The organism is Microbispora amethystogenes (genome assembly GCF_016863015.1).
Lineage (GTDB): Bacteria > Actinomycetota > Actinomycetes > Streptosporangiales > Streptosporangiaceae > Microbispora > Microbispora amethystogenes.
In genome coordinates, this window is the sequence record NZ_BOOB01000049.1 from 1 (window position 1) to 22,951 (window position 22,951).

The 22,951-nt window shown below is 73.2% G+C and carries 18 protein-coding genes; 10 read left to right on the forward strand and 8 right to left on the reverse strand.

The window, feature by feature from the left end; genetic code table 11:
* Positions 1-278 precede the first annotated feature (278 nt).
* From Mam01_RS29025 to Mam01_RS29040, 4 genes are all read right to left on the reverse strand, one after another.
* Complete coding sequence (locus Mam01_RS29025; protein WP_204288399.1) at positions 279-1,562, reverse strand: M20/M25/M40 family metallo-hydrolase; 1,284 nt, start codon at positions 1,560-1,562, stop codon at positions 279-281.
* Positions 1,559-3,400: a S9 family peptidase gene (locus tag Mam01_RS29030; RefSeq protein WP_239101706.1), complete on the reverse strand. Its 1,842-nt coding sequence runs from the start codon at positions 3,398-3,400 to the stop codon at positions 1,559-1,561. The genes Mam01_RS29025 and Mam01_RS29030 overlap by 4 nt, the downstream gene beginning before the upstream one ends.
* Entirely contained in the window at positions 3,397-4,485 is a 1,089-nt protein-coding gene (locus tag Mam01_RS29035; protein ID WP_239101707.1) for a C39 family peptidase, read from the reverse strand. The genes Mam01_RS29030 and Mam01_RS29035 overlap by 4 nt, the downstream gene beginning before the upstream one ends.
* Positions 4,486-4,587: 102 nt before the next feature.
* Positions 4,588-5,166: a TetR/AcrR family transcriptional regulator gene (locus Mam01_RS29040; protein ID WP_204288400.1), complete on the reverse strand. Its 579-nt coding sequence runs from the start codon at positions 5,164-5,166 to the stop codon at positions 4,588-4,590.
* Positions 5,167-5,230: 64 nt separating this feature from the next.
* Between Mam01_RS29040 and Mam01_RS29045 the strand changes: the two genes are divergently transcribed.
* Positions 5,231-5,950: an alpha/beta hydrolase gene (locus tag Mam01_RS29045; protein ID WP_204288401.1), complete on the forward strand. Its 720-nt coding sequence runs from the start codon at positions 5,231-5,233 to the stop codon at positions 5,948-5,950.
* 8 nt (positions 5,951-5,958) lie between these two features.
* Here Mam01_RS29045 and Mam01_RS29050 read toward each other — a convergent pair whose 3' ends face one another.
* Together Mam01_RS29050 and Mam01_RS29055 are read right to left on the reverse strand one after the other, a co-directional pair.
* The gene (locus Mam01_RS29050) at positions 5,959-6,693 is read right to left on the reverse strand and encodes a TNT domain-containing protein (RefSeq protein ID WP_204288402.1); all 735 of its coding nucleotides are present in this window, start codon (positions 6,691-6,693) and stop codon (positions 5,959-5,961) included.
* Between the two features lie 892 nt (positions 6,694-7,585).
* On the reverse strand, positions 7,586-8,776 hold the full coding sequence (locus Mam01_RS29055; protein WP_239101708.1) for a DUF5925 domain-containing protein: 1,191 nt from the start codon (positions 8,774-8,776) through the stop codon (positions 7,586-7,588).
* Between the two features lie 160 nt (positions 8,777-8,936).
* On the opposite strand from Mam01_RS29055, the gene Mam01_RS29060 reads away from it, so the two are divergent.
* From Mam01_RS29060 to Mam01_RS29075, 4 genes are all read left to right on the forward strand, one after another.
* Positions 8,937-9,716 carry a peptidoglycan recognition protein family protein gene (locus Mam01_RS29060; protein WP_204288403.1) on the forward strand — a complete coding sequence of 260 codons (780 nt, stop codon included), beginning with the start codon at positions 8,937-8,939 and terminating at the stop codon, positions 9,714-9,716.
* Positions 9,717-9,804: 88 nt separating this feature from the next.
* On the forward strand, positions 9,805-10,818 hold the full coding sequence (locus Mam01_RS29065; protein ID WP_204288404.1) for a phosphotransferase family protein: 1,014 nt from the start codon (positions 9,805-9,807) through the stop codon (positions 10,816-10,818).
* 58 nt (positions 10,819-10,876) lie between these two features.
* Positions 10,877-11,452: a nucleotidyltransferase domain-containing protein gene (locus tag Mam01_RS29070; RefSeq protein WP_204288405.1), complete on the forward strand. Its 576-nt coding sequence runs from the start codon at positions 10,877-10,879 to the stop codon at positions 11,450-11,452.
* 95 nt (positions 11,453-11,547) lie between these two features.
* Positions 11,548-12,402, forward strand: coding sequence for a hypothetical protein (locus Mam01_RS29075; RefSeq protein ID WP_204288406.1), 855 nt, complete (start codon positions 11,548-11,550; stop codon positions 12,400-12,402).
* On the opposite strand, the gene Mam01_RS29080 is transcribed toward Mam01_RS29075, so the two are convergent.
* Together Mam01_RS29080 and Mam01_RS29085 are read right to left on the reverse strand one after the other, a co-directional pair.
* On the reverse strand, positions 12,392-13,222 hold the full coding sequence (locus Mam01_RS29080) for a MerR family transcriptional regulator (RefSeq protein ID WP_204288407.1): 831 nt from the start codon (positions 13,220-13,222) through the stop codon (positions 12,392-12,394). The genes Mam01_RS29075 and Mam01_RS29080 overlap by 11 nt on opposite strands.
* Positions 13,223-13,249: 27 nt before the next feature.
* Entirely contained in the window at positions 13,250-13,996 is a 747-nt protein-coding gene (locus Mam01_RS29085; RefSeq protein WP_204288408.1) for a VOC family protein, read from the reverse strand.
* Positions 13,997-14,069: 73 nt separating this feature from the next.
* Between Mam01_RS29085 and Mam01_RS29090 the strand changes: the two genes are divergently transcribed.
* From Mam01_RS29090 to Mam01_RS29110, 5 genes are all read left to right on the forward strand, one after another.
* Positions 14,070-15,719, forward strand: a complete 1,650-nt coding sequence (locus Mam01_RS29090) for an amidohydrolase family protein (RefSeq protein ID WP_204288409.1) — start codon at positions 14,070-14,072, stop codon at positions 15,717-15,719.
* Between the two features lie 132 nt (positions 15,720-15,851).
* Entirely contained in the window at positions 15,852-17,642 is a 1,791-nt protein-coding gene (locus Mam01_RS29095; RefSeq protein WP_204288410.1) for a methylmalonyl-CoA mutase family protein, read from the forward strand.
* Positions 17,639-19,768 (forward strand): methylmalonyl-CoA mutase, encoded by a 2,130-nt coding sequence (gene scpA / locus Mam01_RS29100; protein ID WP_204288411.1) that lies wholly within the window; start codon positions 17,639-17,641, stop codon positions 19,766-19,768. The genes Mam01_RS29095 and scpA overlap by 4 nt, the downstream gene beginning before the upstream one ends.
* A gap of 8 nt (positions 19,769-19,776) precedes the next feature.
* Complete coding sequence (gene meaB / locus Mam01_RS29105; RefSeq protein WP_239101709.1) at positions 19,777-20,784, forward strand: methylmalonyl Co-A mutase-associated GTPase MeaB; 1,008 nt, start codon at positions 19,777-19,779, stop codon at positions 20,782-20,784.
* A 196-nt stretch (positions 20,785-20,980) separates the two neighbouring features.
* Entirely contained in the window at positions 20,981-22,933 is a 1,953-nt protein-coding gene (locus tag Mam01_RS29110; RefSeq protein ID WP_239101710.1) for a CehA/McbA family metallohydrolase, read from the forward strand.
* Positions 22,934-22,951: the final 18 nt, after the last annotated feature.

Below are 22,951 nucleotides of genomic sequence, written 5' to 3' on the forward strand. Positions count from 1 at the left end.
GAAGCTGCTCGGGCCGGCGTGCCAGTTCCACAACCGCGACCGCTACCGCCACCCTGCCCGCTACACCCGCCGCAAGACCGGCGATGACCGCTGGGCCTTCACCTACCGCAACCCCTACAGCACCCGGCGAGCGAGGACATGACGGAGAGAGGTTCGTGGGCAGAGCCCGAGCCGTCGGCCGCATCGCTGGCCGATTCAGACGTATAAGCCCCCGGGCGCCGTGAGAGCTTCACACACCTGACCGGTCCACGCTGCCAAGGTTCTGGCACGAGCGTCCGTCAGGGCTGCTCGCCCACGAGGAGGCGGTCGAGGACGCGGACGCCGAACTCCAGGCCCTCGACGGGGACCCGCTCGTCCAGCCCGTGGAACATGCCGAAGTAGTCGAGGCCCGGCGGCAGCAGCAGCGGCGCGAAGCCGTACCCCCGGATGCCGATCCTTGCGAACCACTTGGCGTCCGTGCCACCGGTCATCACGTACGGCACGGGCCTGCCGGTGGGGTCCTCGGCGAGCAGGGCCGCGGTGAGCTCGTCGAACAGGCCGTCGGCGGGGGAGGAGACGGCCTCCTCGAAGCTGACGAACTCGCGGGAGACCTTCGGGCCGAGCAGCCGGTCGATCGTCTCCAGGAACTCCTCGCGCTGTCCCGGCAGGAAGCGGCCGTCAACGTGGGCCTCGGCCGTGCCGGGGATGACGTTGACCTTGTAGCCCGCGTTCAGCATCGTCGGGTTGGCCGAGTTGCGCAGCACCCCCTTGAACAGGGCGGCCGCGCGGGGCATCCGCTCGATCTCCTCGTCCAGCCGGTCGACGTCGATCGGCCGGCCGAGCGCCCGCGACAGCTCCTCGATCAGCCGGGCCACCTCGGGCGTGAGCCGTACGGGCCAGCTGTGGGCGGCGACGCGGGCGACGGCGGCGGCCAGCTCGGCGACGGGGTTGTCCACGGCGGGCTTGGACCCGTGCCCCGGCACGCCGCGGGCGGTCAGCCGCATCCACGCGGTGCCGCGCTCCCCGACAGCCACCGGATAGACGCGGACGTCGCCCTCGTACCAGGAGAAACCGCCGGACTCGCTGATCGCCTCGGTGCAGCCCTCGAACAGGTCGCGGTGCCGCTCGATCGCGTGCCCCGCGCCGTATTCCCCGGTGGCCTCCTCGTCGGCGAGGAATGCCAGCACCAGGTCGCGCCGGGGCCGCACGCCCCGGCGCGCGTTCTCGCGGGCCCAGGCGAGGGTCATCGCGAGCGTGCCCTTCATGTCGACCGCGCCCCGGCCGTGTACGCAGCCGTCGTCGATCTCCCCGGAGAACGGGTGCGTACGCCATTCGGCGGGGTCGGCGGGCACGACGTCGAGGTGCCCGTGCAGGAGCAGCGCGTCGGGGCTGTCGCCGGGGATGCGGGCGACCACGCTGGTGCGGCGCGGCGCCGACTCGAAGACGACCGGCTCGATGCCGGCCTCGGCGAGCAGGGACGCCACGTATTCGGCGGCCCGCCGTTCGCCCGGGCCGTCACCCGATCCGTCGTTGGTGGTGTCGATCCTCAGCAGCTCCGAGCAGATCGTCGCGACCTCGGTCATTCCTTCTCCCCGTTGTGCAGCGTCAGCGGCGGGACCTCGGGCGTGGGAAAGCCGAAGACGATCCCGTAGAACGCGAGCTCCGCCTCCAGCGCCCGGACGATGGTGTCCTCCCGCCGCCACCCGTGCTGTTCCCCCTCGAACGTGAGGTACGCCCACCGGTGGCCGTGCCGGGCGAGCGCGGCGGCGAAGCGCTCGGACTCGGCGGGATCGACCACCTTGTCCTCCAGCCCGTGCAGGAGCAGCGCCGGACCCGACGCCCGCGCGGCGTGCTGTTCCGGCGACCGGTCGAGATACCGGTCGCGGGTCTCGGGCAGCGGGCCGATCAACCCGTCGAGGTAGTGCGACTCCAGGTCGTGCGTCTGCGCCGCCCAGCGCTCGGGGTCGGAGATGCCGTAGTGGGACACCGCACCGCAGAAGACGTCGCTGTGGACGAGCGCGGCCATCGAGGTCCAGCCGCCCGCGCTGCCGCCCCTGATCGCCACCTTCTCCGCCCGGCCGGTGCGCAGCAGCCACCGCGCCACGGTCTCGCAGTCGCGTACGTCGACGACCCCCCAGTTGTGCCGCAGGCGCTCCCGGTAGGCCCGGCCGTACCCGGTCGAACCGCCGTAGTTGACCTCGGCGACGCCGATGCCCCTGCTGGTGAAGTAGGCGATCTCCAGGTCGAGGACCGGCGCCGCCGACCCGGTCGGCCCGCCGTGGACGAACACCACGTACGGCGCGGGCCCGCCGCCGGGCGGGGCGTACAGGTGGGCGTGCACGCCGTCGACGGTCACGGCCTCGGGCGTGGGCAGTTCGGCGTCGCCGGGCACGGGCTTGCCGGGGGAGAGCACCTCGTGCCGCCCGGTCTCCAGGTCGACCCGCACCACCTCGTACGGCCGGTGCGGCGAGGCCGCGACGCCGACGACGCGGGAGCCCCGCGCCGACAGCGTGGGCGCCCAGAAGGTGTATCCGCCGCCGACGTCGCGGATGGCGGCGCCGCCCGAGCCGTTCGGCAGGGGCCGGTCGAGCACGCCGAGCCGCCGTTCGTCGGCGGTGCCGTACACGGCGGCGATCCGCCCGCCGGTGACGGCGAAGAACGTGCCGCCGATCTTCCAGGTGGCGTCGCCGAACTCCAGGGGGACGGGGGTGAGGTCGCGCGTCGTGCCGTCCAGCCCGACGAGGTGGATGTTCCACCAGCCGGTCGGATCGGTGACGGCGTAGAGGCTCTCGTCGTCGCGCCACTCGGCCTGGCAGGTGGACGCGCCGGAGAGCAGCACGCGGTGCGGGCCGCCGGCGACGGGAGCCATGCACAGTTCCGTGGCGTCCCAGGGCATGTCGGGGTGGTTCCAGCCGATGTAGGCGAGCGTGCGGCCGTCCGGCGACACCCGGGGGTTCATCAGGAAGCGGTGGGACGCGACCACGCTGCGAAGGGGGGAGCCGTCGAGCGGCACCACGACGATGTCGCGGTCCGCGCTCCGGGGGCCGCCCCGCTCCCGCACGCACCAGATCTCGTCGTCGCGCACGACCAGGTCGGCGTAGCGGGCGGGGCCCTCGGGGGTGAGCGGGACCGGCTCCTCGCCGGGGGAGCACAGGTAGATCCGGCCGTCCGCCCAGTTGGTGAACACCAGCCGGCCCTTGTGAGCGCGCCAGGACCGCCCGCCGTACTCCATCACCCGGTTCCTGGCGTTCCAGCCCTGCGGCAGCACGTCCTCGATCGCGCCGCCGGCCGTGCGCCGCACCACGCAGCGCCGGCCGCCCTCGTGCGGCCGGGGCTCGTCCCACCAGACCTCGTCGCCCGAGATCTCCACCCAGAGCGGGCGGTCGTCCACCCGCGCGACGTCCACGGCCCGAATCGTCACCAGTTCCCCCCCGAGTCCGGAAGAGTCGTACCCGGGGGGTGGACGATGTGCACGATCCCCCCGCTGCTCGTGCCGCGCAGCCAGACCCTCTCGAAGGCGGCGCGCGGGTAGATCCGCCGTACGCCGTCGTCGTCCGGCGCGGCCGGGTCGTTCGCGATCACGTCGCCCTCCGCCGTGAACCCGGTGACGACCATGATGTGGCCGCTGGTGGAGTATCCGGCGCCGGGCAGCTCGTGCTCGCGGAACGCCTGCGAGGTGATCACCGGGATTCCGGCGGCGATGAAACGCTCCAGTTCGGCCAGCGAGCGCAGCCGGGTGACGAAGCCGTCCAGCCCGTAACGGCCCGCGTAGGCGACGCCGAACGGCCAGTTGCCCGTGCCCTGGTAGCTGTGGTCGTACATGTCCCTGGCGGCGTGGTCGACCGCCGGGCACGGGTCGCCGGGGGCCACCCAGGCGAGGTCCGCCGGAGCGGGCCCGCGTTTCCAGTAGCCGAGCACCATGGTGAACGACGCGGGGCTGCACCACGACTCGCCGCCGCCGTCCCACTGCGGGTAGTGCCCGAGGTGCGCCTTCTGCGACCGGCGCGGCACGTCCAGTTCGATCCCCCGCGCCCCCGGCGCCGAGCCGCCCGGTCCGCCCGGCCGTACGGAGGAGGCCATTACGGCGAGGGACCGCACGTGGCCGCCGCTGCCGTACAGGGTGGCCCGCACCCGGTACGACGTGACGGGCCGAATCGCGACGAGTGTGTCCACCGCCACGTCGCCGTCGGCGTCCCCCTGGCCCGGCAGGGACGTGCGGTGGACGTCGGCGTCGCTCTCGGCCCACCGGCCCATGACGTACCACTTGGTCAGGGCGCCGCTCACGGTCCGGGCCCGCATCTCGATCTCCAGCCACGCGCCGGGCGGCGTGGCGGCCGTCCACGACGGCACGAGTTCGGTGGCCGGGAAGCCGATCTCCCGCTCCTCGGAGGTCCAGCGGGTGTAGGGCCATTCCCGCTCACCGCCGGGCGCGAACGGGTCCAGGTACTTCGCCGTCCCGCTCTCCTGCCCGCCCACGGACCATCGGTGCAGGACGACGAGGCTCAACTGGGGCTCCGCTCGGCATACAGCAGGGTGACCACCTCGCCGATTGTCGTTTCCGCCCTGACCTGGCGCATCGGATGGTTTACGTATCCGACACACCGGACGCTACGGCATCGCGCGCCGTGCTCCGTCCGGGCCGAGCAGGCGCAGGAACGCGGCGAAGGCGGCGTCCGTACGGCCGTCGTCTCCCGTGGCGTCGCGGTCCAGGAGCAGCCCGCGTACGACCGCCAGAGTCGCCGTCACCAGGGCGGGGGCCGCCTCGCCGTGCTCGGGCCGCAGGCCCTCCTCCAGCACGCCGAGCCAGTCCGTGGTGGCGGCCTCGCGGAAGTCCGGCCACAGGGCGGCCCCCTCGGGCGTGCCGTGCACCATGCCGAACAGCCGGAGGAACGGCGCGCCTTCCGGGCCGGTCAGTGTGCGCCACGCGCGCTCCAGCGTCCGCGTGTACGGCTCGTCCCGGAGCGCGAGGGCCTCCCGGAAGAACGCGAGCTGACGGGTCCTCGCCTGCTGGAGCGCCTCGCGCAGCAACCGCTCCCGGGTGCCGAAGTGATAGATCAGCATGCGCGGCGAGGTGCCGGCGCTCGTGGCGAGGGCGGTCAGGTTCGCGGGCAGGCCGTGGGCGAGGAGGTGGTCGGCGCAGGCGTCGAGCAGCCTGGCCCTGATCTCCGGCTGGGGATGCCGGGGCATCGCGGCCGCCTTTCACGTAACACGCATTACGCTTATAAGCCTACCGTCGCCGGAGGAGGCCGTCGTGCGTGTCGTGTTCGTCCACGGAGCCTGTGTACGGGACGGAGCGTGGTGGTGGCACCGCACCGCCGCGATCCTGGAGTCCGAGGGCGTCCCCAGCAGCGCGCCGCCCCTGCCGAGCTGCGGAGAGGGAGGCCATGAGGACGGCGGGCGGCTCCCGGGCACGGACGGGCCGTCGCTACCCGACGACGTGGCGGCGGTTCGCGCGCATCTCGCGTCCGTCGCCGGTCCGGTCGTGGTGGTGGCGCACAGCTATGGGGGCGTCGTCGTGGCCGAGGCCGTCGCGGGGCTGCCCTCGGTGCGGCACCTGCTGTTCGTGACGAGCTTCCTGCCCGAGCCGGGCGAGAGCCTGTCGTCCTTCGGGGACGGCGGGCCCGCGCCCTACCTCGACTTCGGCTCCGACGGGACGTTCGGCGTACGCCCGGAGACGGCGACGGAGACGTTCCTGCAGGACTGCGACGAGGAGGCCGTCGCGGGGGCGCACGCCCGCCTGGTGCGGCAGACCGCCGCCGTCACCGTGCGGCCGGTGGGCGCCGCCGCCTGGAAGGAGATCCCGTCGACCTACCTCGTCTGCGCCCTCGACAACGGGACGCCGCCGTCCCTGCAGCGCGCCCAGGCGGCGCGGGCGGACCGGGTGGTGGAGATCGACGCGGGCCACCACCCGTTCCTGTCCCGCCCGGATGAGGTGGCCGGCCTGGTCCTGCGCCTCGTCGCCGCCGGATGACGGGGCCGTCAGTTGAGAGGGAGGAGGTAGCCGTTTCCGACCAGCCAGCCGATGGAGACCTCGCCGTCGGGGTTGGCCGGCGCGCCGGGGATGTACCGGGCGATCGTGTGGAACTGCTCGCCCTGGCCGGGCTGCTGGAAGGCCGGGGCCGCCGGGCCGCCGTCGACGTAGAACGGCCGGATCACCCGGTAGACGTGGTAGTTGCACAGGTGGGGGTCGCCCGGCACGTTGTTGAGGTTGCTCGGCGGGAGTGCCCGGGCGGGGAACGGCGTGCCGTAGGGCGCGAGGAACGCGCCGGTCTCCCCGCCGAAGCGGTCCACCCGGTAGCCGATCGGCAGTTTGACCTGCGTGACGAGCACGCGCGCGTTGCTGAACCCGCCCGCGTGCGCGAAGCCGGAGTCCGGGGGGAAGCGGTAGAAGTTGGTCACCGGGTTGAGGTAGCGGCGCAGGAAGTCGGCCGGGATGAGGCCGCCGTACCGCCGGTAGCCGGCCAGGATCTTGTCCAGCGGGAAGGTGTGCGGCAGGAACACCGGGCCGAGGAGTTTGTCGTCCTGCACGAACGGCGGCCCGCAGGGCACGCCCCACGTCGCGCTCCGGGCCGGAAGCGCGGCGGCCGGGACGCCCTTGGCGGATCCGGCCGCGGTCTGACCGGACGCGGCCGAGGCCTGGGCCGGGGCTCCGGCCAGGGCCGCCACGGTGAGGGCACAGGCGGCCAGGGACGTTTTGCGAGAGTGAAGGCGCACGAATTCTCCCGAGAATGCGCACAGAGCATGCGATCTGGACATGTCGCATCAGATCGAGCCTTATAAGGGAAATCCCGCGATCGCTCTGACGCGTTTGAGTTCGTGCCTACCCGATCTTCATTCAGGCGCAGCGCAAGGAATTCGCCGCGACGTTCAAAACCCCGGGTGGGCCGATATCCCAAGGTGGACATCTATAGATATCGGCAGATGGGGAGAATGGTGAGACGGTGCTTTTATGTCCTGATTCGCGCAACAAGGGGGCGAAGCTGGGATTCCGGCGGAATTCTCCCCTCGTCGCCCCCGTCCCCCTGCGGCGTGCGCCGGGAGGTGCTGTGCCGGGTACGCGGCGGTGTCCCGATGGCATGGCCGTCTGTCCGGCCGCGCCGGTCGATCTTCACGGGTGCCGGGGCGGCCCCGCCCGTCTCGCCTTCATGAACCAGTGGAGTGGAATTTCCACCGGCCACATCGTGAATGCGATCGATCACGCACCGGTCTTTCGCCCTGCCGACCGGGGAGTGGCAATCAAAGGGCGTTCCGTGGGCCGGATCAACGCCCGGCCGAATCGGGGTTCAGGAAAACAGCGCTGGACGGGTCCATAAATCCGGAAAAAGCATCCGAGCGCCCGGTGCTCCTGAAACAGGATGAGGGGTGAATTGACCGCGCGCTCAAGGAGACGTCGCCTGGTGGCGTTGATCGCCATGGCCATCGCGGCGCCGGCCGCCGCGCTCGCGCCGCTCAGCCCCGCCCACGCCGCGTACGGCAGCACCGGCACCTACGACAACCCGTACAACTGAACGACCTCGGCACCCCTGAGCCGCGTCCGTGATCGAGCGGCCCTCGCACTCGATCACGGACGCCGGTCCCCGGCCCGGCGGGCCGGGGACCTGTCGTTTCAGAGGTACTGGCCGGTGGTGGCGGGCGGCTCGGAGAGGGGCGTCGGACGGCCGTCCCGCAGGGCGAACAGCTCGGCGAGCGTGGCGCCGTCCGGGGGAGTCGCCGTCGTGCCGCCCAGCCACTCCGCCGCCTGGGGCCGGTCGAACCGGCCGACCTCGATCTGGGCGAGGCACCGGCCGGGCCGTACGACGGCCGGGTGGAGCCGGCTGAGGTCCTCGTTCGTCGTGATGGCCACGAGCACGTCCCGGCCCTGGCCGAGCAGTCCGTCGGTCAGGTTGAGCAGGCGCGACAGGCCCTGGCCCGTCGACTGCTTGGCCTCGGCGCGGATCAGCTCGTCGCAGTCCTCCAGGACGAGCAGCCGCCAGCGCGGCTCCTCGTCGTCGTCGTCCGGGCCGTCCCAGCCGACCGCGACGTCCATCAGGTAGCCGGGGTCGTTGAAGAGCAACTCAGGGTCGAGCACGCAGTCGACCTGGCACCAGGCCGCCCACTCGCGGGCGAGCGTGCGCAGCAGCGTCGTCTTGCCAGTGCCCGGCGGGCCGTGCAGGAGGATCAGCCGGCCGGCCACGTCGTGCGGGCTGACCGCCATGAGCGCGTCGAGGCGACCGGCGGCGGCCGCCGGGTAGTTGCGCCTGATCTCCTGCCAGGACGAGGTCGTGATGGGCTTGGCGGAACGGCGGGGGCCGTGCCCCGAGCTCCACCAGAAGCCCATCCGCACGTGGTCGCCGCCGGGCGGCTCCTCCTCCGCGCCCTTGGTCGCCTGCTCCAGAACCGTGCCGGCCAGTTCCTCGCTGACGGCCGTGGCGGTGAGCATTGCCGACCGGTTGAGGTTGCGGACCACCCGCAGCGTCCACCCCTCACCGGCGAACAACCGGGTCTCGTACCCGTCGGTGTGCTGCGCCACGCGCAGCAGGCGGCCGCCCTCGGCCGTGAGCGGGGCGTCGGCGCGGACCCGGCTGAGGTTGGTGGTACGCGACCAGGGCTGCTCCCCGGTGGCGAAAGGCGACAGCGCGAGGGCGTCGATCACGTCGGCCGGGGTGTCGGCGTCGTCGAGCCAGATCCGCATCGGCAGTGCCGACGGTCCGGACGACGGCCCGAACGGTCCGGAGGGTCCGGAAGGTCCGGACGGCGGCGGGGGCGGGGGCGTGGGCATGGACGGCGGAGTGAAGTCGACCTCCCTGACAACGGACATACGGTCATGATCTCGACGTTCGACATGGATTGTCGACGGATTTATCACTCTATTCAGTTTGCTTGCCGTTTAAGGGGTTTCTTATCGGCAAAAGGCAGTAGTTGCTGAGGAGTTGCCGCTACCCTCGGTGTCCAGTCGTACGGTTTCTACGGAGAGAACTGTGGCCATCGATCTCGTGTCCCGCGCCGCCTGGGGCGCGCGCCCGCCCAGGGGCTCGTACTCCTCGCTGGCCTCCACCCGGGGCGTGAAGGTCCACTACACCGGCGGCCGGGTGGACCCTGGCATCGTCGGCGACCACGCCAAATGCGTCGCCATGGTCAAGTCGATCCAGAACTTCCACATGGACGGCAACGGCTGGCTCGACATCGGCTATTCGATGGTCGCGTGCCCGCACCGGAAGGTGTTCGTCGGCCGCGGGCCGGGCCACCTGCCCGCCGCCAACGGCCCCGGCCTGAACTCCGGCCACTACGCCGTGCTCGGCCTGGTCGGCAACGCCGGGCTGGTCCAGCCCACCGACGGGATCCTGCACGCCATCCTCGACGCGGTGGAGTACCTCCGCACGAAGGGCGGCGCGGGCAAGGAGATCAAGGGCCACCACGACGGCTACTCCACCGACTGCCCCGGCGACGCCCTGTACGCCTGGGTCAAGAAGGGCGCTCCCCGCCCCGGCGGCACCAGCCTGCCCGATCCCCCGCCCGGACCGCAGCCCACCCAGAAGTGGCCCGGGCGGCTGCTGAAGTATCCGCCTGTGATGCACGGCGACGACGTGCGCGCCTGGCAGTCGCGGATGAAGACGCTCGGCTACGACATCACGGTGGACGGCGCGTACGGGCCGGACTCCCAGGAGGTCTGCCGCCGGTTCCAGAAGGACAAGCACCTCGACGTGGACGGGATCGTCGGCAGGCAGACCTGGGACGCCGCCTTCGCCGCCAAGTCCTGACCCGGCCCCGGCGCGTGCCCGGCCGCCGATCGCGCCGTACGGAAAATGATCGGCGTCAGGGCCGCGAAGTGGGCCACACTGTCGGCGTATGAAGGACAGACCGGCCGATCTGGCGGAGGCCGAGCTCGCGGTCGCGCTGGCCGAGGGCTGGGGCATACGGCCCCGATCGGTCGCGTACCTCCCGGTGGGCGCGGGCGGCTATCACTGGTCGGTGGTTGATCGGCGGGGCTCGGCGTGGTTCGTCACGGTGGACGACCTCGGCGCCGACGACGCCGGACGCGATGACGCCTTCGACCGGCTCGGGCGGGCCTTCGGCGTCGCGCTCGCGCTGCACCGGGACGCGGGGCTGGAGTTCGTCCTCGCTCCTGTCCCGGCCGGGACAGGCGCCGCGGTCCGGCGGTTGACCTCGCGCTACGCCCTGTCGGTGTTCCCGATGACGGAGGGCGCCACCGGGCACTTCGGGGCGCACCGGCCCGAGGACCGCGCCGAGCTGGCCGTCCTGCTGGCCGCTCTGCACGAGGCGACTCCGATCGTGACGGACGTCGCGCCACGGGCCGACCTGGCGCTGCCCGGCCGGGACGGGCTGGAGGAGGCGCTGCGGGACCTCGGCCGCGAGTGGACCGGCGGACCGTACGCCGAGCAGGCCCGCGGGCTGCTGGCCGCCCATGCCGGGCAGGTGCGGAGGTCGCTCGCCGAGTTCGATTCACGGGTCGAGCAGGCGCGCGAGAGCGGAACGGCGTGGGTGGTCACACACGGCGAACCACACCCCGGCAACGTCCTGCGTACCCCGGCCGGGCCGCGGATCATCGACTGGGACACCGTGCTGGTCGCTCCTCCGGAGCGGGACCTGTGGATGCTCACCCCCGCCCTCGCCCGCATGCTCGGTGAAGACGAGGCGGGCGACGGAGACGACGTGCTCGCCCGCTACACCGGCGTCACCGGCAGGGCCGTCACAGCGGCCGGCCTCGCTCTCTATCCCCTGTGGTGGCGGCTCGCCGACATCGCCGCCTTCGCCGGTGATCTGCGCCGGCCGCACGGCCCCGGCGGTGACGCCGCCGCGGCCCTCACCTGTCTGGCCGGGTATCTCGAATCCGGTCGCTGACCCATACGCCGGAGAGGGTGTCGCCCACGCGGAAAGATCGTGGCGTAGCGTCCCATACGTGGATGAGGAACGCGCGGCCCGGCACCTGCACGCGATCGACGAGGTGGTCGGCCTGGCGGAGGAGATCGGCGTTCAGGTCTGGCTGCGCGGCGGCTGGGCGATGGACTTCTACCTCGGTGAGATCACCCGCGACCACGGGGACATCGACTGGTTCGCCTGGGTGGAGGACGCGCCCAAGCTGGCTGCGGAGCTGGTGGGCCGCGGGTACGAGCCGCTGCCCGGCCCGCCGCCCGGGCAACAACTGGACTTCGGCCGTGGGGACGTGGAGCTGAGCTTCGCTCTTCTCGGGAGAGACGAAGACGGCCGGGTGGTGGTCGGAGGCGGCCCATGGAAGGGGGAGCCGTGGCCGGACGGGATGCTCGACGCGCCGCCCGGCCGGCTGGGCCGGTTACGGTGCCCGATCATCAGCCCCGCCGCGCAGATCGAGATCAAGCGGATGATGCCGGCCTGGGTTCCCGGAATGCCCCGCCGTCCCAAGGACCTCGAAGACGTCGCCCGGCTGCAGGCCGCGTTGTACGAAAGAAGGCACGCGCATCCGGAGGCCAGGCCCGGCAGCCGGATCCCCCACCCTTGAGCCGGAAGCGTTCCATACTTCCTCGATCAGCCGACGCGCCATAGAACATCGCGACTCGAAGTAATCGCGAAGCGACTCCTTGTAACATCGGGGTCATGCCTGGACTCGACCACGAGATGCCCATCGCTCTCATCCACAACCGGCCGGAGACCGCGCTGGAGCTCCTCCACATCGCGACCGGGGCTCCGATCCCGTCCTTCACGGCCGCCCGGGTGGAAGCGGTGGACAGCAGCCAGCCGGTGCCGGTCGAACGCCGGGCCGACTCGGTCGTCGTGGTCCGCGACGAGACCGGCGAAGCGACCATCGTCGTCATCGTCGAAGTGCAGCGCGGCTACGACTCGGCCAAACGGTTCAGCTGGCCGGTCTGCGTCGCAACCGTGCGCTCCCGCTACCAATGCGACACCGCGTTGCTGGTCATCTGCCCCGACCAGGCCATGGCTCGCTGGTGCCGGCAGGTCATCGGGCTGGGCCCGGGCGGCGTCATCACCCCGCTGGTGATCGAACCCGGCGACATCCCTCTGGTCACCGACCCCACCGTCGCACGCACCAGCCCGGAACTCGCGGTCATGTCGGTCGTGGCCCACGCCGAGGAAGCGGACGACGGGGCCGCCCTGGAGGCCCTGCTGGCCGGGCTCGTGACGCTTGACGAGGACCGGGCGACGGCATATTTGGACTACGTATTCAGTTCGCTACCCGAAGTGACTGTCAAGCGTCTGGAGGAGATGGTGACCACCATTCAGGACTTCGAGCACCTCGGCGAGAAATACTTCTCCCACTGGCTCGCCAAAGGTGAGAGCGACGCGATCATCAACGTGCTGGAGGCCAGGGGCCTCGAGGTGCACGACGACGTACGTGAGCGGATCCGCCGGTGCCAGGACCTTGACCAGTTGCGGACCTGGGTGCGCCGGGCCGTCACCGTCACCTCGGCCCACGAGCTGTTCACCGAGTAGCGCCTTCGCTGTGCGCCGACGCGCCCGCTCGTGGTCGTACGGCGGGGGCCGCCGGGGGGAGGTGGCCGAGTCTGTGCGTGGCGTAGGCGCGGATCGCGTCGGCGAGCCAGGGTGGGAGGAGCGGGTCGACGTCCTCGATCATGGCGCGCTGCCCGGGGTCGGTGGTCACGACGTCCGCGAGGGCGTGGTAGGCGGCCGCGTCGGCCGGCCACAGTAGCCGTACGGCGCGGTAGTGGTCGGCCATGAGGTTCAGGACGGCGGCGCTGCCGGGGGCCAGGCCGCCGGCCCGGGCCCGGGAGAGCCTCCGCAGGAGCCGCCGCCCCTGTGCCGCGGCCTGCTCGTGCTCCTGGCGGGTCCACCGGCCGGTCTCCTCGGCGGCCGCGGCGAAGTGCTCCCCGACGCCGGGTCCGTACCGCGCCTCCAGATCGCGCCGTAACGCCTCGCGCCGGGCCGTCAGGCCGCTGAAGAACTCCTCCTCGCTGAGATGCGCCTGCCCGGTGAGGTCGGCGATGGTCCGGTCGACCGTGGCGATGACCTCCTCCATGTGGTCGCGGCGGGCGGCGAGCTCCTCCCGGTGCCGCCGGAGTGCGGCGACCTCGTCCCGCTCGCCGTCGAGGATCTCGCCGATCCGCGCGAGCGGGACGCCCAGTTCCCGCAGCAGCAGGATCCGCTGCAGGCGCAGCAGCTCACGGCGTCCGTACCAGCGGTAGCCGTTTCCGGCGGTCCGGGCGGGGCGCAGCAGCCCGATGTCGTCGTAGTGCCTCAGCGTGCGCGGGGTGAGGCCGGACACGCGGGCGACCTCGCTGATCGAGTGCTCCACGCCCGCACAATAAAGGGTGGCGCGGCATCAGGAGAGGGCGAGGACGCAGAACTCGTGGCCATCCGGGTCGGCGAGGCACGTCCACGGGACGTCGCCCTGGCCGAGGTCGAGGTCGGTGGCGCCGAGGGCCCGCAGCCGGGCCACCTCCGCCGCCTTGTCGTCACCGGGGTACGGCAGCAGGTCGAGATGGACGCGGTCCGGCACGGTCGTCACACCGGGCGTGCGGAGGAACTCCAGGTAGGGCCCGGTGCCCTTGGCGGAGCGCAGCGTCGCCTGGTCGTCGGTCACCTCGTGGAGGGTCCAGTCCATCGCCGCGTCCCAGAACCGGGCCATGGCCCGGGGGTCCGCGCAGTCGACCACGACCGCGGCGATCGGCCCGGTGTCGCGGTACTTCTCCCGCGGCTCCAGCACGCAGAACTCGTTGCCCTCCGGATCGGCCAGCACCGTCCACGGCACGTCGCCCTGGCCGACGTCCGCGGGCGTCGCACCGAGATCCCGAAGGCGCGCGACCAGCTCCGCCTGGTGGGCCGCAGAGGTGGTGGCGAGATCGAGGTGCACCCGGTTCTTCGCCGTCGTCTTGGGCTCCGGGACGGTGACGACGTCGACGCAGACGTAGACCGGGTCCGGCCAGACGAAGTCGCCGGCGGGCCCGACATAGGTGGTCACGCCGGATCCTCCGCCGGTGGCGTTCCAGCCGAGCGCCTCCGCCCAGAAGCGGCCGACCGCCGAGTGATCACGTGCCTTGATGTTCACCATGACAGGTCGCAGCGCCATGCCGGGATCCTACGCACCCGCTCCGGGGCGCGGGCTGGACCTTCTCGTCGCGTCAACTTCTAGCGTCGGCGCCGTGAGCAACAGCCATCAGCCCTTCACCATCACCGGCGTCCGCGTGTTCGGCGGCGGCGGACCGCTCCCCGGCGTCACGCACGTCCGCGTCAGCGACGGCCGCGTCGCCGGCGCCGGGGACGCCTCCGTGGCGCGCCCGGGTGACGCCCTCGTCGACGGTTCCGGCGCCACCCTCCTGCCGGGCCTCGTCGACGCGCACGTCCACCTGCTGCCCGGATGCACCCAGCTGGCGGCCGGGTTCGGCGTGACCACGGTTCTCGACATGTTCAGCAAACCGGAGACGATCGTCCCGGAGCGGGCCGCGGTCGCCGCGTCGGAGGCCGGGCGAGGGCCGGTGCGCGCGGACCTGCGGACGTCGGGCGTCGGCGCGACCGCGCCCGGCGGGCATCCGACGGTGGCGTACGCGCACTTCCCGTACGTCACGGGACCGCGGGACGCGGCGTCCTTCGTCGCGGACCGGGTCGCCGAGGGCGCGACGCACCTCAAGGTGATCTACGACGACGGCTCGGGCGCGATGCTCGACCTCCCCGCCCTCGACGTACGGACGATCGAGGCGCTGGTGTCCGCCGCACACGGCAAGGGGCTGCCGGTCGTGGCCCACGCCTCCACTTCGGCGGGGGCGGTGACGGTGGCCCGGTGCGGCGTCGACGTCCTCGCGCACGTGCCGTTCGACCGCATGACGGACGGGCAGGTCCGCGACGTGGCCCGGTGCGGGGTGGCCGTCATCACGACCTTGGGCGTCCTCGACGGGTTCCCGGGGAGGGACGGCGTCATGCCGCTGCTCGGCCGGCCGCGTCTGGCCGGGCGGCTGGGCGCCCGATGGCGCCGCGTGGTCGAGCGGCAGGCGACCCGGTGGATGCCGCCCGAGCCGCCGGACGGCGCCGCGCAGCGCTACAACACCGTGGCGCTGCTGGAGTCGGGCCTGCGCGTGCTGGCCGGCACGGACGTGCCCAACCCGGGGCTGGTGTTCGGCGCGAGCCTGCACCGGGAGCTGTGGCACCTGGTCGAGGCGGGCCTCACCCCGGCCGAGGCGCTGACCGCCGCGACCTCGGCGCCGGCCGGGGTCTTCGGCCTGGCCGACCGCGGCGAGATCGCCGTGGGCCGCCGGGCCGACCTCGTGCTGGTCGACGGCGACCCGGCGGCCGACATCACCGCGACCGAGAGGATCCGCGACGTCTGGGTGCTCGGCCGGCGCGTCGATCACGGCGCCTACACCGGCGGCGAGGCCGAGCGCGAGGGCGTGCGATGGCAACGGGAGTCGGCGGAGCGGATCGTCCGGGCGATCGCCGAGACGTGGCCCGGGCTGCCCGGCCCCGAGGAGGTGCGGCGCGAGGACGGCGAGATCCTCGGCAGGGTCGTGCCGACGTCCGGAGGCTGGCAGGCCGTGACGGTCTTCGGCGCGCCGCTCGGCAGCGCCGGCGGCCACGACGAGGCCGTCGCCGTCCTGCACGCCCGGGGGCTCGCCTGCCTGGCCGAGCCCTGGTGGGCCCGCGCCGGTGACGAACCCGCCTGGCGGCGGGCCCGGATCGTCGAGGCCGCCCCCGGACGGGTCCGGCTGCGCTGGGACGACCCTCTGGCCGACCAGCCGTCGTCCGGCCGGTGGTTCGGTCTCGACGACCTGGACCTGTCGCTCGACCCGCCGGAAGGCTGATCACCGGGGACGTCCGCAGGCGGGACACCGGAGAGGGCAAGGCCAACGCCGTCCCCAGATTCGGGACCCGGGGACCCCAGACTCGGGGGGCCGACGCCCCGCCGACGTGAGAATGCCCATAGCATCCGGTTCATGACGGTGCCGCCTGTTGAACTCGACGACCTCGCCGATCCCACCGCAGGGTTTCCGCAGGCAACGCGGGAACGGTGGCGCGCGCTCGCGCTCGGGGTGCTGCGCAAAACCGGCTGGGAGGGGACGGACGACGCGGCCGAGGAGGCACTGTCGACCGTCTCCTACGACGGTGTCCGGATCGCCCCGTTGTACGACGCGGAAGACCTGCCCGACGCGCCGCGCGTGGTGCGCGGCCCCGGCGTGTGGGACGTGCGGCAGCGGCACGCCGACCCCGACCCGGCGGTCACCCGCGAGGCGATCCACGCCGACCTGGAGAACGGCGTCACGTCTCTTTGGCTCGACCTGACCGCGATCGGCCCCGCCGCGCTGCCGGCCGTGCTGGACGGCGTCCTGCTCGACCTCGCCCCGGTCGTCCTCGACGCCGGGCCCCGTACGGCGGAGGCGGCGGAGGCGTTCCTGTGCCTGGCCGGGGGCGTGGCGCTGCCCGGCGGGAACCTCGGCGCCGACCCGATCGGGCTGGCGGCCCGCACCGGCACGCCGCCCGTCCTGGACGACGCGGTGACGCTCGCCCGCCGCTGCGCGGCGGATCACCCCGGCCTGCGGGCGATCACCGTGGACGCGCTGCCGTACCACGACGCGGGCGGCGCGGACGCCGACGAGCTCGGCTGCTCGATCGCGACCGGGGTGGCCTACCTGCGCGCGCTGACCGGCGCGGGGCTGCCGGTGGAGCAGGCGCTGGGCCAGATCGAGTTCCGGTACGCCGCGACCGCCGACCAGTTCCTCACGATCGCCAAGCTGCGGGCGGCGCGGCGGATGTGGGCGCGGGTGGCCGAGGTCGCCGGAGGGCCGGGGCGTCAGCTTCAGCACGCCGTCACGTCCTCGGCGATGATGACCGTCCGGGACCCCTGGGTGAACATGCTGCGCACGACCCTGGCCTGTTTCGCCGCAGGGACGGGCGGGGCCGACGCGGTGACCGTGCAGCCGTTCGACGCCTGCCTCGGGCTGCCCGACGCGTTCGCCCGGCGCATCGCGCGCAACACGCAGGCGCTGCTGGTCGAGGAGGCCGGCGTCGCCCGGGTCGCCGACCCCGCCGGGGGCTCGTGGTACGTGGAGCGGCTCACCGACGACCTCGCCCGCCGGGCCTGGGAGTGGTTCCAGGAGATCGAGCGGTCCGGCGGGATGGCCACGGCGCTGGAGCGGCTGGTCCCGGAGCGCCTGGCGGAGACGCGGGCCGCGCGGGCGGTGAACATCGCCCACCGGCGGGACCCGATCACCGGGGTCAGCGAGTTTCCCGACCTGGGGGAGCGGCCGGTCACCCGCAGGCCGGGCCCCGGCCTCGCCCGGACGCCCGGCGACGGGCTGCCGCTGGTGCGCCACGCCGAGGAGTTCGAGGCGCTGCGCGACCTCGCCGACGCGCAGCCGAGCCGGCCCACGGTGTTCCTCGCCACGATCGGGCCGGTCGCCGCGCACACCGCGAGGGCGACGTTCGCCGCGAACCTGTTCGCCGCGGGCGGCATCGCGACCGTCAACAGTGGGCCGGGCGCCGACCCGGCCGCCATCGCCGCGGCCTTCCGCGAGTCCGGCGCCCCCGTGGCGTGCCTGTGCTCCAGCGACCGCCTGTACGGCGAGCACGCGGCGGCGGTCGCCGCGGCCCTCCGGGAGGCGGGGGCGCGGAAGGTGTGGCTGGCGGGGAAGGGCGAGTATGAAGGGGTGGACGCCAACGTGTACGCCGGATGCGACGCGCTCGGGGTGCTCCGCGCGACGTTCGACGACCTGGGAGTGAGCCGATGATTCCGGATTTCTCGGAGATCGATCTGGGATCGGCCGCGGCCGCGCCGGAGGTCCCCGGCGGCGGGCCGGCGTGGGAGACCCCCGAGGGCATCGCGGTGAAGCCGTTCTACACGGCCGCCGACCTCGGGGAGGACGGTGCCCCGCGGACCTATCCCGGCGTCGCGCCGTTCCTGCGCGGACCGTACCCCACGATGTACGTCACCCAGCCGTGGACCATCCGGCAGTACGCCGGGTTCTCCACGGCGGAGGCGTCCAACGCGTTCTACCGGCGCAACCTCGCCGCCGGGCAGAAGGGCCTGTCGGTCGCCTTCGACCTCGCGACCCACCGGGGCTACGACTCCGACCACCCCCGCGTCGCCGGCGACGTCGGCATGGCGGGCGTGGCGATCGACTCGATCTACGACATGCGGCAGCTCTTCGAGGGGATCCCGCTCGACCGGATGAGCGTGTCGATGACCATGAACGGGGCGGTGCTGCCGATCCTGGCGCTCTACATCGTCGCCGCCGAGGAGCAGGGGGTCTCGCCCGACAAGCTGGCAGGGACCATCCAGAACGACATCCTCAAGGAGTTCATGGTCCGCAACACCTACATCTACCCGCCGGGCCCGTCGATGCGGATCATCTCCGACATCTTCGAGTACACCTCGCGGAACATGTCGAAGTTCAACTCCATCTCGATCTCCGGCTACCACATCCAGGAGGCCGGGGCGACCTGCGACCTGGAGCTCGCGTACACGCTGGCCGACGGCCTGGAGTATCTGCGGGCGGGCGTCGGGGCCGGGCTCGGCATCGACGAGTTCGCGCCGCGGCTGTCGTTCTTCTGGTGCATCGGCATGAACTTCTTCATGGAGGTGGCCAAGCTCCGCGCCGCCCGGCTGCTGTGGGCCCGCCTGGTGAAGGGCTTCGGGCCGGAGAACCCCAAGTCGCTGTCGCTGCGCACGCACAGCCAGACCTCGGGCTGGTCGCTGACCGCGCAGGACGTGTTCAACAACGTCGTGCGGACCTGTGTGGAGGCGATGGCGGCCACCCAGGGGCACACCCAGTCGCTGCACACGAACGCGCTGGACGAGGCGCTCGCGCTGCCGACGGACTTCTCGGCCCGGATCGCGCGCAACACCCAGCTCCTGCTCCAGCAGGAGTCGGGCACCGGCCGGGTGATCGACCCGTGGGGCGGCTCTCACTACGTCGAGTGGCTGACCCGCGAGCTGGCGAAGGCGGCCTGGACGCACATCCAGGAGGTCGAGCAGGCGGGCGGCATGGCGAAGGCCATCGACCAGGGGCTGCCCAAGATGCGCATCGAGGAGGCGGCGGCCCGCACGCAGGCCCGCATCGACTCCGGCGGCCAGCCGGTGATCGGCGTCAACAAGTACCGCCTCGAGGCCGACGAGCCGATCGAGGTGCTGAAGGTCGACAACACGGCGGTGCGCGGGCAGCAGATCGAGAAGCTGCGCAGGCTCCGCGAGGAGCGGTCGGCCGACGCGGTCGCCGGGGCGCTGGAGGCGCTGACGAAGGGCGCGGCGAGCGGGGAGAACCTGCTGGAGCTGGCGGTGAACGCGGCCCGGGCCAAGGCCACCGTCGGGGAGATCTCCGACGCGCTGGAGAAGGTCTTCGGACGGCACGCCGCCCAGATCCGTACGATATCGGGGGTGTACCGCGCGGAGGTGGGCGGCGCCGCGGACCGGGTCCGCGAGGCGAGCGCGCAGTTCGAGAAGGCGGAGGGCCGCAGGCCCCGGATCCTCGTCGCGAAGATGGGCCAGGACGGCCACGACCGGGGCCAGAAGGTGATCGCGAGCGCCTTCGCCGACCTCGGCTTCGACGTCGACGTCGGCCCGCTGTTCCAGACGCCCGAGGAGGTCGCCCGGCAGGCCGTCGAGGCCGACGTGCACGTGGTCGGCGTCTCCTCGCTCGCGGCCGGGCACCTGACGCTGGTGCCCGCGCTGCGCGAGGCGCTCGCCGGCCTCGGCGCGGGGGACATCATGATCGTGGTCGGCGGGGTGATTCCGCCGGACGACGTGGAGGAGCTCCGGGCCGCGGGCGCCTCCGCGATCTTCCTGCCCGGCACGGTGATCGCCGACGCCGCGCTGGAGCTGCTGGGCGAGCTGTCCGCACGGCTGGGCCACGGGTGACCGCACCGGTGACCGCATCGGCGATCGAGGACTACGTCAAGGGCGTGCTGTCGGGCGACCGCCGGTGGACCGCCCGGGCGATCACGCTGGTGGAGTCCTCCAGGGCCGATCACCGGGAGCTGGCGCAGCGGCTGCTGGTCGAGCTCACCCCGTACGCCGGAAAGGCCCGCAGGGTCGGCGTGTCGGGCGTGCCGGGGGTCGGCAAGTCGACCTTCATCGAGGCGCTCGGCACCTATCTCACCGGGCAGGGGCACCGGGTGGCCGTGCTGGCCGTCGATCCCTCGTCGCGGCGCTCGGGCGGCAGCATCCTGGGGGACAAGACCCGGATGGCCAAGCTGTCGGCCGACCCGAACGCCTTCATCCGGCCGTCCCCGACCGCCGGGACCCTCGGCGGCGTGGCGAAGGCCACCAGGGAGGCCGTGGTCGTGGTGGAGGCGGCCGGCTACGACGTCGTGCTCGTCGAGACCGTCGGCGTCGGCCAGTCGGAGACCGCGGTCGCCGACATGGTCGACACGTTCCTGCTGCTCACCCTCGCCCGTACGGGAGACCAGCTCCAGGGGATCAAGAAGGGCGTGCTGGAGCTCGCCGACGTGATCGCGGTCAACAAGGCCGACGGCGAACACGAGATGGCCGCGCGCAGGGCCGCGCGGGAGCTGTCCGGGGCGCTCCGGCTGCTGCGCTCGGCCACGCCGGTGCTGACCTGCAGCGGGCTCACCGGCGCGGGCCTGGAGGAGCTGTGGGCGCACGTGGTGCGTCACCAGGAGGACGCCGACCTCGCCGCCCGGCGCAGCCGCCAGCAGGTCGAGTGGACGTGGGCGCTGGTCACCGACCGCCTGCTGGCGATGCTGCGCGAGACGGTCGCGCCGCTCGCGCCGGAGATCGAGCGGCGGGTCCTCGACGGCACCCTCACCCCCGCCCTCGCCGCCGACCGCATCCTGGCGGCCTTCCTGCCCGCCGCTCCCGGCACCCCGGGCACCCCTGATCCGGGCGCCGCCGCGGAGACCCCGCCCGCCTGACGCGTGAGGACCCGCCGCGGACGCCACCGGAGGGGCGAGCGCGGGCGCCGGTGGAGGACGGCGGGCCACTCGGGACATCACCTTTCCTCCTGGGTGAGACAGATCGCTACCTGTAAGCCCGGGAACGCGCGGGTGCGCATTTTCTCCGGCCGAAACCGTGTCACGATGTGGGCGCTTTCGACTACGGGGAGGTGCGATGACCCGCGATCCGATGACGCCGCCGCAGGTGGAGCGGGCGCTGCGGGAGTACGGCGCGCTGCTGTCCGCGCACGGGATCACCTGGGGTGAGCCGGCGCTGGGATACGTCCGGATGATGCCGTTCCTTCGGTTTCCCACGGTGGCCAAGCGAATGGCGTACGGGCCCGACCTCGACGCGGCCTTCCGGGACGCGCTGGACGGCGGGGTGCCCCGGGGCCTGGTGGTGCTGCGGCTGACCCCGGACGGCCACCGGCTGGAGCACGGCCCGGCCCGGCCGCTGCTGTCGCCGCGGGCCGTGCCCGTCGTCCTGCTGGCCGACTCCGCGCTCCCCGGCCCGGCGGAGGTGACGGCCGACGGCGTGCCGTACGCGATCGCCGCGGGCGGCGCCCGGCTTCTCGACGTCACGACCGCGACCACGCTGACGGTGGACGGCGAGGCGGTGGACCTGTCCGGGCTCACCCGGCCGGCGCGGTCCGCGCGGCTGCGCCTGCGCGCGGGCTTTCCCTGCCGCTGGAGCGTGACCTCCCGCGACGGCCAGGGGTGGTATCCGGACGGGGCGCCCGAGCGGCGGGACAACGACGACGTGCCGTTCTTCCACGGCGACGACGTGGTCGTCGCCGTACCCGCCGAGCCGGTCGCGATCAGGGTGACCCGCGGCATGGAGTACGGCGTGGCCGGGACCACGGTGGTCCCGAGAGAAGGGGAGGAGGCGCTGGTCGGGCTCACGCCGCAACGGCTGTACGACGCCGCCGCCCGGGGCTGGTACGGCGCGGACCTGCACGTCCACCTGAACTGGGCGGGAGACCTGGTCGCGGTCCCGGCCGAGGCGGCGGCGGCGCAGCACGGCGAGGACCTGCACGTGCTGAACCTCGTCGCCGGGAACGTCGCGGGCGACCGGGTCTACGACCTGGAGGCGTTGCGGCACTGGGCCGGTCGTGACCTGCCGTGGTCGGACGCCGGGCACGTCGCCCGGATGGGGGTGGAGTATCGCAACGACCTGTTCGGCCACGTCCACGTGTTCGGGGTGGCCGCGCCGCCCGCCGTCTACCACACCGGCTTCGGCGCGGACGCCGACTGGCCGCCCAACGGGACGGTCTGCGGTGACCTGCGGGAGCCGCGCGCCGTGCTGGGGTACGCCCACCCCTTCCACGGGCCGATCTCCTCGCCCGAGGACGTCGCCGCGGACGGCGTCAGGAACTGCACCGGCCGCGCCCTGGTGGTGGACGCCGCGCTCGGCCTGGTCGACGGGATGGAGGTGCTCCACTTCAGCGACCTGTCGGCCACGCCGGGCACCGCCGAGGTCTACCGGAGGCTGCTCGGCGCGGGCAACCGTCTCGCCGCGCTCGCCGGGACCGACACCATGCTGTCGTTCACCCGCCAGGACACGGTCTCCAGCCCGCCGGGCTGGGAGCGCGTCTACGCCCGCGTGGACGGCCCGCTCAGCGCCGAGTCGTTCGCCGAGGCCGTACGGCGGGGCCGCACGTTCGTCACCACCGGCCCCTGGCTGGAGCTCACGGTGGACGGTCGGGGCCCGGGGGAGACGCTCGGCCTGGACGGCGGCGAGACGGTGACGATCCGGGCGCGGGCCGCCGGGCCGGAGGTGGAGCATCTGGAGATCCGCACCGCGGACGGCGTGCTGGCCGAGGGACCGGGCCCCGAGATCACCGCGTCCCTGACGGTGGACGCGCCGGACTACGTGGTCGCGGTCGCCCGCGGCGGCGCCCGTCCGCGGTCCTCCGGCGGCCGGGTGTACGCCCACACCAGCCCGGTCCACCTCGACGTGCGGGGACGGCACGTGGCCCGCCCGGAGGACGTCCGGTGGTGCCTGCGCTGGCTCGACCTGCTCGACGAGCTGATCAGGGACCGGGCCCGGCTGCGCACCCGGGCCCAGCTCCGCGACCACCTCGACCTCGTCGAGAAGGCCAGGGCGGTGTACGAGTCACGCCTGTGACCCGCCGGCCCTCCGGCT

What these genes read in the sequence shown, in the direction of transcription:
- Mam01_RS29025 (WP_204288399.1), bottom strand. Translation starts at nt 1,562, where the DNA reads ATGACCGAGGTCGCGACGATCTGCTCGGAGCTGCTGAGGATCGACACC.
- Mam01_RS29040 (WP_204288400.1), bottom strand. Translation starts at nt 5,166, where the DNA reads ATGCCCCGGCATCCCCAGCCGGAGATCAGGGCCAGGCTGCTCGACGCC.
- Mam01_RS29055 (WP_239101708.1), bottom strand. Translation starts at nt 8,776, where the DNA reads ATGTCCGTTGTCAGGGAGGTCGACTTCACTCCGCCGTCCATGCCCACG.
- Mam01_RS29065 (WP_204288404.1), top strand. Translation starts at nt 9,805, where the DNA reads ATGAAGGACAGACCGGCCGATCTGGCGGAGGCCGAGCTCGCGGTCGCG.
- Mam01_RS29075 (WP_204288406.1), top strand. Translation starts at nt 11,548, where the DNA reads ATGCCTGGACTCGACCACGAGATGCCCATCGCTCTCATCCACAACCGG.
- Mam01_RS29085 (WP_204288408.1), bottom strand. Translation starts at nt 13,996, where the DNA reads ATGGCGCTGCGACCTGTCATGGTGAACATCAAGGCACGTGATCACTCG.
- Mam01_RS29095 (WP_204288410.1), top strand. Translation starts at nt 15,852, where the DNA reads ATGACGGTGCCGCCTGTTGAACTCGACGACCTCGCCGATCCCACCGCA.
- scpA (WP_204288411.1), top strand. Translation starts at nt 17,639, where the DNA reads ATGATTCCGGATTTCTCGGAGATCGATCTGGGATCGGCCGCGGCCGCG.
- Mam01_RS29110 (WP_239101710.1), top strand. Translation starts at nt 20,981, where the DNA reads ATGACCCGCGATCCGATGACGCCGCCGCAGGTGGAGCGGGCGCTGCGG.